Origin of the sequence: Bacillus sp. ES1-5 (assembly GCF_022487605.1) — a bacterium.
GTDB classification, from domain to species: Bacteria; Bacillota; Bacilli; order Bacillales; family Bacillaceae_G; genus Bacillus_A; species Bacillus_A wiedmannii.
Map to the genome: position 1 here is coordinate 1330107 of NZ_JAKVPU010000001.1, position 11157 is coordinate 1341263.

Consider the following 11157-nt stretch of genomic DNA (forward strand, 5'->3'; position numbering starts at 1 on the left):
TTGAAAAAAAGAGCTGCAATTAAGCAGCTCTTTTTTTATAACCCATAAATTTCTTTATACTTCTCTTCTAAATAATCTGCTAAGTAGTTTGCATTTAATCCTTCACCTGTCACATCTTCTAAAATTTCAAGTGGCTTTTTCGTTTTACCGTATTGGTGAATATTTTCTGTTAACCATTCACGAATTGGTGTTACATTTCCTTCTTCTAATAATGCATCAAAGTTCGGAATGTCTTTTAACATTCTTTGCTTAAATTGCGCTGCATACATATAACCAAGCGCATAAGATGGGAAGTATCCAAATGAACCACCAGCCCAGTGAACATCTTGCAATACACCTTGCGCATCGCTTTCCGGACGAATTCCTAAATATGCTTCCATCTTATCATTCCAAGCCGCTGGCAAATCCTTCACTTGTAATGTACCATCAAATAATTCTTTCTCAAGTTCATAACGAACCATGACGTGAAGCGGATATGTAAGCTCATCTGCTTCTATACGAATGAACGATGGCTTCGATTCGTTAATCGCATCATAAAATTCATCTACTGATATATCATTGAATTGACCATCGCTATACTCTTTTAATAAATCATAATTTTTCTTCCAGAATGATTTATTACGACCGATAAAGTTCTCAAAGAATAATGATTGTGACTCATGAATACCCATAGAAGTTCCACTACATAGCGGTGTACCTTCGAATTTCTCTGCAATATTTTGTTCATATACAGCATGGCCACATTCATGAATTGTTCCAAACACTGCCATACGGAAATCTTTTTCATCATAGCGTGTTGTAATACGAACGTCCCCTCTATTTAATGTAATCTCAAATGGATGTACCGTTTCATCAAGACGACCTGCTTCAAAGTCATAATTCAATTGCTTTAATAACTCTAATGTAAAATTCTTTTGTTTTTCTTTTGAAAAATGTTCTGATAAAGCATTTGTCTTTAATCTCTTTTGTGACTCCGATATTTCTTTTACGAGCGGAACGATACGCTCACGAAGTTGACCAAATACGTGGTCTAACACTTCTACTGTAATACCTGGCTCATACATATCTAATAATGTATTATATTTATATGTTTCGTAACCCCAATATGTAATGAATTTCTTTTTAAATTCAACTATTTGTTCTAAATACGGACGGAACATTTCGAAATCAGATTTTTCCCGAGCTTCTTCCCACACACTTTCCGCTTTCGCTTCTAATTTCACATACGCCTCGTATTCCGCTTGTGGAATTTTCTTATTTCTATCATATTCTTTACGACACTCTTCAACCATTTTCTTCGTCGTTTCAGAAAGTTTATCTTCACTTATTAAAGCTTCAAGCTCTGTTAAATAATTTCCCATCTCACCTGAAGTCGACATGACAAACACTTCTGATGAAAGCATACCAATTACTTCTGAACGCTGGTCTACACCTTTTTTAGGCGCACCTGTTCTTAAATCCCAAAACATTAAGCTTAATGCTTCCTCGTAATTTTGTATCTTCTTCACATATGTTAAAAATTGTTTTTCTACTTCATATGTAGCTACTGTCATCGTATAAAACCTCCCTTTTCTACCTCCAACTTAATTCGACATGGAACTCTAAATCCCTTTTATAATAGAAAAAAAGCTTGGCAAGCGCCAAGCTTTTTCCTTATAATTCTTTACCTTCTACTGGTAGTACGTTTTTCACCGCTTCTATCACTTTCTCATCTTCTGTATCAGATAAGAAGATTGATATAGCCCCTTTATCGTCGCTCGTACGAATTAAACGTCCAATCCCTTGACGAAGACGTAAAATCATATATGGTACATCTACATCCCAGAATGGATCATTTACATGTTTACGCTTCGCTTCAAACACAGGATCGTTTGGAGGGAATGGTAATGACCAAATGATAACATGTGATAATGATGAACCAGGAATATCTAAACCTTCCCATAAATGAACGGCACAAAGTACAGTCTCTTCTTCATTTTGGAAACGAGAAACGAGCTGACTAATTTCTTGATCCCCTTCATATAGGAACGGAACGGACATTTGTTCTTTACTTACATATTCTTTAAACGCTGCAAGTTCTTGTGTTGTACGGAATAATACAAGTGTACGTCCATTTGTTTTCTGTATATTTTCAAGTGTATATTGACACTTTCTTTCCCATTCATTTTCTTTCGTATGCGATAGTAAGTTTACTGCCATTTGTTCCTCATAATCAAACGGTGAGGCAACTGAGAATGATAAGTAATCTTTTACCCCTAGGCTATTTGCTGTAAATGCGAATGAATCGTTGTTAGATAATGTAGCAGAAGAGAAAATATACGGGATTTTCTTCGAGAATACTTTCTCTTGTAATACTTCTTCAACTGCACGTGGCATAATCACTAACGTGAAGGCTCCATCACCTTCTTCACCCCATGTAATTACATTTTTCTCGTGCATGAACAGACGAAGTGAATGTTCTAATACATCTAAATGTTCATCAACGATATTTAAGTCATACGTGTTTACTGTATGCATTTCACTTTCAAATACTAATGCATCACCGACTTCACCAATTTTCGCATAAAGTCTCTTCGCTTCTGCTGTTACTTTTTCTGTCACAGTAATTTCTAAACGATCAGAACCGGCGATTTCCTTTTTATTTTCTTTTAACACATCAAAGAATCGCTCTGTTTGCCAAATTGTTTCTTCTACTAAATGCGCAAACTCTTCACGAATATCGTTTTGCAACAATCTTGTTAAAAGTTGCTCCATCATCGTTTGCTTTAAACGATATGTTAAAGCTTTTTGAGCTGCATATTCTACAAGATGTCCTTCATCGAATACAACGCAGCTACTTTCAGGTAATAACGGAATTTGCCCTTCACGCTTACGAGCATCGTACGTCCAAATATGATCCATGTAGAAATCTTGAGAACAAATAATTAAATCTGCCGCTTTACGATAATGTTCACGAGAAAGAGTTTGACCACAACGATGACGAGAATCACAAGTGAAGCAATCTTGGAAGTAATCCCAATTTACTTTTGACCATTCCTCATCATTTAAAAGTGGAAATTCTTTTCTGTCACCGTAGTGGGTAAAGTTTTGCATCGTACCATGATCGAATACAAACTGTGGTAATTCGTAGTATACATCTTCAATTACTTCTGGAGCTCGTCCACTCATAACATCTTCAAGTTTACGTAGACATAAATAATTATCCATTGATTTCGCAAGTCTAACATCAACAGATAGTCCTAATGCTTCAGATAACTTAGCAATGTCCCCTTCTTCTTTCACAAGCTGCTCAATTAACGTTTCATCAGCACAAGCGATAATAGCTGGTTTTCCTGTATAACGTGCATAGCAAATCGCATATAGAAGATATACAATTGTTTTCCCTGTTCCTACACCCGCTTCTGCGAACATTACTTTCTTTTCTTGGAAAGCACGCTCTAATTGAAACGCCATAAAAATTTGTTCATCACGCTCTTCAAAGCCTTTTTCCGGAAGGATATCGTAAAACACATCTCCAATCCATTCATTCAACTTATCATAAAAATTATCTTGTTTTCCTACTTCAAATGGTAATCTCTTCTCAGTAAACATCCTTAGCCTCCAACCAAAAAGTTTTTCTATAAAAAGATATAGCAATTGCTACTCATATGTGTGCAGCCACTTTCCCCTGTTGCCATACATAGAAATACACGAAAAAAAATTTTCCTTTCGAAAAAGGAAAATTTTTTTCTATATTAATGACTTTAAATACCGTTTATCAATCGCTGTTTCGTGTGAAAGAGCTGACAAATATTGTTCTTGTGCTTTTTGTATTTCATCTACAATCGCACCTTGGCTATCCACTTCTTTCCCGATCTCATCATACGTACGATGAATAGCTTTTTGAATCATCGATAATTGGAAACTATCCATATCACGTCCTCCTTTATGCATTACATAATAGCCAGTATATGCGCGCTGGAGGAGTTTTATACTATGAATTACGCGGTGGACGTTTTCCGAAGTATTGGTAGTAATCTGTACGGATAAATCCATTAAATAGTTTACGTTTCTTCGATGCATCTTTTCCATAACACTTTTCAAATGCTTCGTAGCTTGTTAATACATACGCTGACCATGTGTCTAATGGGCGGAATACTTGTCCCATTTCTTTGTACAATTGTTCAACGAGTGCTTTTTCACTTAAACGTTCTCCGTATGGAGGATTCGTTACAACATATCCATAATCCTCTTTTGTCGTGAAATCTTTTACTTGCATTTGTTTAAATGTGATTAAATCACTTAAACCTACTTCTTCAGCGTTGTCTTGAGCAACTCGGATCATACGATGATCGATATCTGATCCAATAATTTGTAGTGGTTGATTATAATTCGCTAAATCTTCAGCTTCTTGACGAGCTTCACGCCAGTTTTGTTTACCAACCCAGCCCCACTCATCTGATGCGAAGCCACGGTTAAATCCTGGTGCAATATTTTGTCCAATTAATGCTGCTTCAATCGGAATTGTACCTGATCCACAGAAAGGATCCACGAAAGGACGATCCGGCTTCCAGTTTGTTAACTTAATTAAAGACGCAGCCAATGTTTCTTTTAATGGGGCTTCCCCTTGATCCATACGGTATCCACGTTTATGAAGTCCAACACCACTTGCATCAATTGTTAATGTTGCAATATCCTTGAGCATTGCGATCTCAATACGGAATAACGGACCATCTTCTTCAAACCAAGTTGTACGTTTATATGTTGTTTTTAATTTTTCAACGACAGCTTTTTTAACGATACGTTGGCAATCTGAAACACTGAACAACTCAGATTTTAACGATTTACCAATTACAGGGAACTCTCCGTTCTCTGGAATATAATCTCCCCAGTTTAATGCTTTCGTTTTTTCAAACAGCTCATCAAATGTTGTCGCTTTGAATTCGCCAACTTTAATTTTCACACGGTCCGCAGTACGTAACCATAAGTTCGTGCGACAAATCGCCTTTTCATCTGCTTCAAATGTTACTTTGCTGTTTTCCACTTGGCATTCATAACCAAGATCACGAACTTCTCGGGCAACTAACGATTCAATACCCATTGCCGCTGTTGCAATTAAAGTAACTTTTCCCATTTGCATTCACCTCTTATGTATAGTTAAACAATAATTAATAGCAATTTGTCCTATTAATCATTACATTTTACGAAGAATTTTCTCATTAACCATTTTAACTCATAATTTATAACTTCATACAAATAAAAAGCCCTCCTCTAACAAAGGAGAGCTGAGTTATTTCATAGTTGGTTCATAACGTTCTGTAAGCCATGTTCTGTTCCTTTGTACTGCAAACGGCCCACGCCTCGTACTCCGGTGGCAATCATCTATCTACAGGTTATACAACCTGTCCTTTCCCATCGTTCATTTCCTTGGAAAAGATTCCCCTACCATTATTTGGGTTTCTCGCTCGTGGGGTTTACCTCGTTCCACTCCTATCATTTCTTCAAGGACTTCGTCACTGTGGCACTTTAAAGGTAGTCAAACCATATCCGAAAGGACTTAGGTTTTTTCCCTGCCGTTAAACCAGCCTTACAGCCAGAATACCCTAGCTTATGAATTGGCTAGGCACGAACACTACAGCCATCTCAGGCCGTGCGAGCATGGACTTTCCTCTACAACGTTGGCGTTGCAGCGATTACCCAAACGTTATGACATCCATTAGTATAGTGGAAACAAAAAGATTTTGCAATGTTTTTTTCTATGTAAAATGCTTTAACCTTTTTACCACTAGAAATTATTCGTATAACTTACTTCCAAATACAGCTTTTTCTAAATTAGATAGACGTTTTAAAATGTCCGTATTCGTGTTGTTATATACAGGTTGTGCAACTGGTGTTTGTACAACTGGTTGTTGTGGCACTTGCGTTGCTACTAATTTTTGTTCCTCTAATTCACGCTTTAAACGAGCATTTTGTTGCTTTAATTGATCAAACTCCTTGTGGAAAGCTTCATAGTCTTTAATGATCATATCAAGAAACTTGTCTACTTCTTCTTGTTGATAGCCTCTCATGCCTGTTTTAAATTCTTTTTCTAAAATATCTTTCGCCGTTAATTTAATTTTATCCGAAATCATTTTCTTCACCTCAAATTTTTGCCAAAACTTTCATTACCTAAATTTTTTCAGAAACAATGCCTTTTGTCAATCATATATACGAGTACTATATTACATATTACTCAGCATTATTCCACTGTTCCTCTTCTATTATATCTTGTAAATCAGAAAAAAGAATGAAATAACTGTGATAATTTTCTATTTCTCCTTTTTTCTTTGCTGCTTCTACAATATATTTGGGACTCCCTGGTTTTTCTTCATCATATACAGCTAAAAGTGCATCACTTTTTTCAATAAAAAATTGATTTTTTAATTTAAATTGTTCCGGGCTTTCGTACTTCCGTTTCGTAATACTATCAATATGGTCTGCTTGAGAGAGAATACATTCGTAATATTCACGGTTATCTTCCTTCCAGCTTTCTTCTTGTTCTAAAAACGGAGTAAATACCGCTAATTTTAGATCTGGATATTCTACTTGAATTTCAAAAACAACTTCAGCAGCCCATAATTCGACTCCTAACTGCCCACTTATTATCACCCATTCCAAACCTTCTTCTACAAAAGTAGTTAATTTTCGGTGCAATGCTTTTTTTATACATTCCACCCCTGGATGATCATTTTTAAATATACCAAGTTCAAATGGCTTATATCCCGTTACAGCGATAACTTTCATATCAACACTCCAATTACAAAAAAAGAACTAGCATTTCGCTAGTTCTAACATATCATTTACTTTTTAAATATTCCACCAACGTTTGGTCCAATATTTGGACCTACTGGTGATACATTGTTTGGTAAAAATGGCGATATATTTGGTCCGAATGGTGATACGTTTGGTCCAAACGGAGATACATTTGGTCCTGGACCAAATGGTGATACGTGATGTCCATGATGTCCATGATGTCCATGACCACATGGCCCACATCCACCGCCGAATCCTGGATCGATTGGGTCTACAACATTTACATTCGAATTTGTTTGTGGGAAGAAGTTTTGGTTTTTAATTTGTTGATGATGAACATGTGTTGTATGTGTTGGGAAAATGTGTGGCACCACCGTTGTTGAAAAAGAATGTGTTACACACTGTTTCGTCGGATGAATGACAGGAGCAGTTGTACAGATAGGTCCTACAGGCTTATGCCCTCCAAAACAAGGATGACAATGATGCATAGTTTTTTCTCTCCTCTCTCGTTAAAAAAATCTGACTACACTTTACAATATGAGGAAAGAGGGAAAGCCGTTTGTTATATATACCCATTTATTACAAGGAAATTTGTCTAGCCTTCTGCTTTATACGTAATGCTTTTTATAGACAACCCCCCAAGATTACTTACCAAAAAAACCTCCAACTTGCTTTACAATACCCGTCACTTGGTTCATCGCATTCATCATTTGTCCAGCTGTATTCATCATTTTATTTACATCATAGTTACCATCTGAGTTTTTAAATTGGGAAACAAAACTAGAAAATTGACTCGGTTGCTGTTGTTGTTTTTGTTTATTCTGCGTCGGGTACGGTTGTTTTGGTGGATAAAACATCGCTTGTTGATTTCCATAGGGAGATGGTGGTGGCATATAGTATTGTGAATTCATATAAGATTGCTGTTGTTGATCCATAAAGGGCTGCTGCTGCTGTTGTTGCTGTTGATTCATATAAGGTTGCTGTTGCTGATCCATATAGGGCTGCTGTTGCTGTTGCTGCTGTTGCTGTTGCTGCTGTTGATTCATAAACGACACTTCAAATGGCTGGTAATAACTTTGATTTCCATAATGAGGCTCGAAAGGATACATATTATACCGTAAATATGTATCCGTATTATATTGGTACATATTTTGCTGTGCATATGGATTAGATTGCTGATATACGTTTGATTGTTGAAACATGCATTCTCTCCTCCTTCACATAAGTTTCTACATATATAATATGTACCAGTAAAATAATATGTGTGACGGAGTATCTGTCTATTTTTGTCGGAAGTTTAAATTTTTAAAAAATTAAAAAAGAAAACCCTTCCATGCTATGATAATGAAGAAGAAGATTCTCATGGGGGAGGAATCAACATGGTATTAGGGGATTTAAAACAAGCGTTTTCTCAAAAAAAGGGGTATTACACAGAGAATGTAAATGAATTGTTAGACTTTGCGAGACATTGGTATCTCGAAGGAAAAATATGCATTTCAGATTACCGAACATTAATAAAAGAATTAGAAATAAACGGTGCAACAAAACCTACAACAATGACAGAAGCATAAAAAAACAAGAGGGTTTCCCCTCTTGTTACTTACATTGCTCAATTATATTTTGCAAAGTATACGAAATGGCTTGATGTGTTTCAAAGAATCGCTTACCTTTACCTTTATTTACAAAACATTGCAACACATTTGTCTGTAAATTATCGTACACTTGATCAATTTGCTGTACATGTATATACTTCGGTTTTTCTTCCTTAATCCATTTATAAGCTAATTCTTTCCACACTTTTAATTCCTCATCTACCATATCTACAAATGGTTTCATATCCTTATAAAAATCGTACTCAATCATTTCTCTTTTTTTCACATTCGCTTCATTATTATACTGCATGAGTTTTTCTGAAGATTGTATTAATGCTCCATACTTCATTTTATTCCCACCTTATTATGCACTCACTACGACGTTTTGAAATGCCTTCACCCAATTCCCTTTTTCTTCGTGATGCACTAATTTATTTTCCATATGCTCAATATGCATTTCTGTTATTTCTATCTTATTGCATATTTTTTCACCCGTATCCTTCAATGCATGATTCATTCTAATCCCTATATTCATTTCCAGCAAATCGAGAGAACTTAACATTTGATCCATTGTTTTCATTACATCTTCCTTCTGAACCATCGCCATATATAAAACGCCCCCTTCTTTGCTTTTCCTTTGTCATGTAATTTCGCCGAATGAATCCTCACTCCTGCTCACATGACAAAACTAGTTGTTATTCGTCAAAGAAATCATTTTGTATGTCATTTATAGAAATGGTAACAATACAAAAAGGAGGTGTATGAAAATGGCAAAGAACAAAAACGAAAAAAAGAAAAAACAAAACAAACAAAATAAACCCGAGACCGGCAACCCTAAGTTAGATGGTCCAAACTTCCCTGCTACATAAAGTGAAGCTTTAGCGCTTTTACAACAAGCTAATTTCTGAAGCATCCTTAATCTCTTATATTCATTACGTTTTGAGATTAAATTCTTAGCATACACGGCAGGATTACTTCACATTAAGAAGTCCCGTCTTCATTTATGAAGACGGGACTTCTTTTTTTATTATATCACGAACTCATCCATCCTTTTAACAAAACGATTTACGATAGAAGCAACATAGATTTGCTCCCTCTTTCTTTTATACCATTCTGTTATATCAACTTCACCCTTATACTCTTCCAGTAGAAACAACTCATTTATTTCCGTATCTCTACAAAACCAATCTCTCATACTTATTTCCTTATGTGCAACGACAGGATAAACCTCTCTAAGGGCTGGCGTACAAGATTTTCTAGCTTCTCTTACATAATATTCATAATCTGCTCTTGATCCTGTGTGTATAGTTTGCAATGCAAACCTATGGAATAAACTTTTATAATTCGGATGAAACAGTAACTCCGCTAATTTCTGCCCTAGTTCTATACGCTTTTGTAATGTTTCAAATTGATAAACTGAAAAACCATACATCCTCCCTTCAACAGTCGGAAAAATAACAGCACTAATATGAAGCATTTCTTGCAATTTAAAAAGTGCAGTATGGAATACATGTTTTTCAAAATATGTATTCTCAATAACTGGTTTTTGAATTTTATTTTGCTCATTTATAATAAGCGCTGTCATGAGCCTATCTATATCTTTTTTTTCCCAAAAATAAACCCATTCTTTTTCCATGAAAATTGATACGTTAAAATATTGTAACAAATAGAATAGTGGTACTTGCCTTCTCTTACTTTCTTCGTATAACAATAGCTGAGGAAATGCATCTAAAAAAATAATCCAATTCGCTTCTTCATAAGTCCGAAACAAATGTTTTTTTACTGTTTGAGGTAAAACAGTAGCATAATATCTCCCTTTTAAATCAGTCATATTCCATCCCGCATTTCTCGAGACCATACTTGCTAAAAAGGCCCACCTAATTTCACTGTTCCTTACATAATATTCTTGATAAGACTGTGTTCGAGAAATGTTGTCCATATTAGCCATTTCTATTTCCCTCTTAATGTTATAAACGATTGTTTTTTCTTCGTCTGTACAAACCATATTTTTACGATATTGTTTAATTTTTTCATAATCATTCCATGTAAACATAAATACGTCATCATACCTTTCTTCAAAAAGGTCACATCTTTTTTCATTTTTTGTTATAATCACCTTTGTAAGTAATTCTTAGCAAGTTGGGAGTGGACACACTATGACCATTCGTTACCCAAACGGAAAACGGTACAATCAAGCTTCACAACCTCATAAAACACCAATTAAAAAACATACTTATAGTAATAGAGGTATGTCCCTTGAAGAGGAATTGAATGAAACAAATGAATATTACTTAACCCATAATATTGCATGTGTACATAAAAAACCTACACCTCTTCAAATTGTAAAAGTAGATTACCCCGCTCGAAGTGCTGCAGTGGTAAAAGAAGCGTATTTTAAACAACCTTCTACAACAGATTACAACGGTGTATACAAAGGGAAATACATCGATTTTGAAGCGAAAGAAACAAAAAATAAAACCAGCTTTCCACTTCAAAACTTCCACCTTCATCAAATTGAACATATGAAGCAAGTAATCGCGCATGATGGAATTGCATTTGTTATTATTAAATTTACACTTTTTGATGAACTTTATTTACTAGATGCAAAACATATTATTGCATTTTGGAATCGTCAAAATACTGGTGGACGGAAATCGATTACGAAAGAAGAAATAGAAGAGCATGGATCTTTATTATCATGCGGTTATCACCCTCGGATTGATTATATCCGTGTACTAGACACGGTTTATTTTTCGTGATAGAGTCATCACTAAGGCTCTTTTTTCGACTTTTG

14 protein-coding genes and 1 other RNA gene are annotated in these 11157 nt (G+C 35.4%); 3 read left to right on the top strand and 12 right to left on the bottom strand.

Annotated elements, in window-relative coordinates; translation table 11 throughout:
* Positions 1-35: 35 nt before the first annotated feature.
* The 9 genes from ypwA to MKO96_RS06800 all read right to left on the bottom strand — a co-directional run bounded on the left by ypwA (position 36) and on the right by MKO96_RS06800 (position 7973).
* A complete protein-coding gene (gene ypwA, locus MKO96_RS06760; protein WP_087980010.1) occupies positions 36-1553 on the bottom strand; it encodes a carboxypeptidase in 1518 nt (505 codons plus the stop codon).
* Between the two features lie 100 nt (positions 1554-1653).
* Entirely contained in the window at positions 1654-3591 is a 1938-nt protein-coding gene (locus MKO96_RS06765) for an ATP-dependent DNA helicase (protein ID WP_087980009.1), read from the bottom strand.
* Positions 3592-3729: 138 nt separating this feature from the next.
* Positions 3730-3912, bottom strand: coding sequence for a DUF3921 family protein (locus tag MKO96_RS06770; protein WP_240587076.1), 183 nt, complete (start codon positions 3910-3912; stop codon positions 3730-3732).
* A gap of 61 nt (positions 3913-3973) precedes the next feature.
* Positions 3974-5113, bottom strand: a complete 1140-nt coding sequence (locus MKO96_RS06775; protein ID WP_087980008.1) for a THUMP domain-containing class I SAM-dependent RNA methyltransferase — start codon at positions 5111-5113, stop codon at positions 3974-3976.
* Between the two features lie 180 nt (positions 5114-5293).
* Positions 5294-5684, bottom strand: an RNA gene (gene rnpB, locus MKO96_RS06780) — RNase P RNA component class B.
* A gap of 87 nt (positions 5685-5771) precedes the next feature.
* Complete coding sequence (gpsB, locus tag MKO96_RS06785) at positions 5772-6110, bottom strand: cell division regulator GpsB (RefSeq protein ID WP_000622425.1); 339 nt, start codon at positions 6108-6110, stop codon at positions 5772-5774.
* Between the two features lie 97 nt (positions 6111-6207).
* Positions 6208-6762, bottom strand: coding sequence for an SLOG family protein (locus MKO96_RS06790; RefSeq protein WP_000862919.1), 555 nt, complete (start codon positions 6760-6762; stop codon positions 6208-6210).
* A 56-nt stretch (positions 6763-6818) separates the two neighbouring features.
* Positions 6819-7259, bottom strand: a complete 441-nt coding sequence (locus tag MKO96_RS06795; protein WP_240587077.1) for a CotD family spore coat protein — start codon at positions 7257-7259, stop codon at positions 6819-6821.
* A 156-nt stretch (positions 7260-7415) separates the two neighbouring features.
* Positions 7416-7973, bottom strand: coding sequence for a YppG family protein (locus MKO96_RS06800; RefSeq protein WP_240587078.1), 558 nt, complete (start codon positions 7971-7973; stop codon positions 7416-7418).
* A gap of 177 nt (positions 7974-8150) precedes the next feature.
* Here MKO96_RS06800 and MKO96_RS06805 point away from each other — a divergent pair, with 177 nt between their 5' ends.
* The gene (locus tag MKO96_RS06805; RefSeq protein ID WP_000242661.1) at positions 8151-8342 is read left to right on the top strand and encodes a YppF family protein; all 192 of its coding nucleotides are present in this window, start codon (positions 8151-8153) and stop codon (positions 8340-8342) included.
* A 25-nt stretch (positions 8343-8367) separates the two neighbouring features.
* Here MKO96_RS06805 and MKO96_RS06810 read toward each other — a convergent pair whose 3' ends face one another.
* Both MKO96_RS06810 and MKO96_RS06815 read right to left on the bottom strand, forming a co-directional pair.
* Entirely contained in the window at positions 8368-8712 is a 345-nt protein-coding gene (locus tag MKO96_RS06810; RefSeq protein ID WP_240587079.1) for a YppE family protein, read from the bottom strand.
* A 15-nt stretch (positions 8713-8727) separates the two neighbouring features.
* Entirely contained in the window at positions 8728-8970 is a 243-nt protein-coding gene (locus MKO96_RS06815) for a hypothetical protein (protein ID WP_001252041.1), read from the bottom strand.
* Between the two features lie 85 nt (positions 8971-9055).
* Between MKO96_RS06815 and MKO96_RS06820 the strand changes: the two genes are divergently transcribed.
* Positions 9056-9232: a hypothetical protein gene (locus MKO96_RS06820; protein ID WP_001982922.1), complete on the top strand. Its 177-nt coding sequence runs from the start codon at positions 9056-9058 to the stop codon at positions 9230-9232.
* Positions 9233-9390: 158 nt separating this feature from the next.
* Here MKO96_RS06820 and MKO96_RS06825 read toward each other — a convergent pair whose 3' ends face one another.
* Complete coding sequence (locus MKO96_RS06825; RefSeq protein WP_240587080.1) at positions 9391-10416, bottom strand: DUF2515 domain-containing protein; 1026 nt, start codon at positions 10414-10416, stop codon at positions 9391-9393.
* Positions 10417-10519: 103 nt separating this feature from the next.
* On the opposite strand from MKO96_RS06825, the gene recU reads away from it, so the two are divergent.
* On the top strand, positions 10520-11122 hold the full coding sequence (gene recU, locus MKO96_RS06830; protein ID WP_000155591.1) for a Holliday junction resolvase RecU: 603 nt from the start codon (positions 10520-10522) through the stop codon (positions 11120-11122).
* Positions 11123-11157 lie beyond the last annotated feature (35 nt).

Excerpts from the sequence above, each read along its gene's own strand:
- recU (WP_000155591.1), top strand. The coding sequence starts at position 10,520 with ATGACCATTCGTTACCCAAACGGAAAACGGTACAATCAAGCTTCACAA.
- MKO96_RS06775 (WP_087980008.1), bottom strand. The coding sequence starts at position 5,113 with ATGGGAAAAGTTACTTTAATTGCAACAGCGGCAATGGGTATTGAATCG.
- MKO96_RS06810 (WP_240587079.1), bottom strand. The coding sequence starts at position 8,712 with ATGAAGTATGGAGCATTAATACAATCTTCAGAAAAACTCATGCAGTAT.
- MKO96_RS06825 (WP_240587080.1), bottom strand. The coding sequence starts at position 10,416 with ATGTTTACATGGAATGATTATGAAAAAATTAAACAATATCGTAAAAAT.
- MKO96_RS06790 (WP_000862919.1), bottom strand. The coding sequence starts at position 6,762 with ATGAAAGTTATCGCTGTAACGGGATATAAGCCATTTGAACTTGGTATA.
- MKO96_RS06800 (WP_240587078.1), bottom strand. The coding sequence starts at position 7,973 with ATGTTTCAACAATCAAACGTATATCAGCAATCTAATCCATATGCACAG.
- ypwA (WP_087980010.1), bottom strand. The coding sequence starts at position 1,553 with ATGACAGTAGCTACATATGAAGTAGAAAAACAATTTTTAACATATGTG.
- MKO96_RS06795 (WP_240587077.1), bottom strand. The coding sequence starts at position 7,259 with ATGCATCATTGTCATCCTTGTTTTGGAGGGCATAAGCCTGTAGGACCT.
- MKO96_RS06770 (WP_240587076.1), bottom strand. The coding sequence starts at position 3,912 with ATGGATAGTTTCCAATTATCGATGATTCAAAAAGCTATTCATCGTACG.
- MKO96_RS06805 (WP_000242661.1), top strand. The coding sequence starts at position 8,151 with ATGGTATTAGGGGATTTAAAACAAGCGTTTTCTCAAAAAAAGGGGTAT.
- gpsB (WP_000622425.1), bottom strand. The coding sequence starts at position 6,110 with ATGATTTCGGATAAAATTAAATTAACGGCGAAAGATATTTTAGAAAAA.
- MKO96_RS06815 (WP_001252041.1), bottom strand. The coding sequence starts at position 8,970 with ATGGCGATGGTTCAGAAGGAAGATGTAATGAAAACAATGGATCAAATG.
- MKO96_RS06765 (WP_087980009.1), bottom strand. The coding sequence starts at position 3,591 with ATGTTTACTGAGAAGAGATTACCATTTGAAGTAGGAAAACAAGATAAT.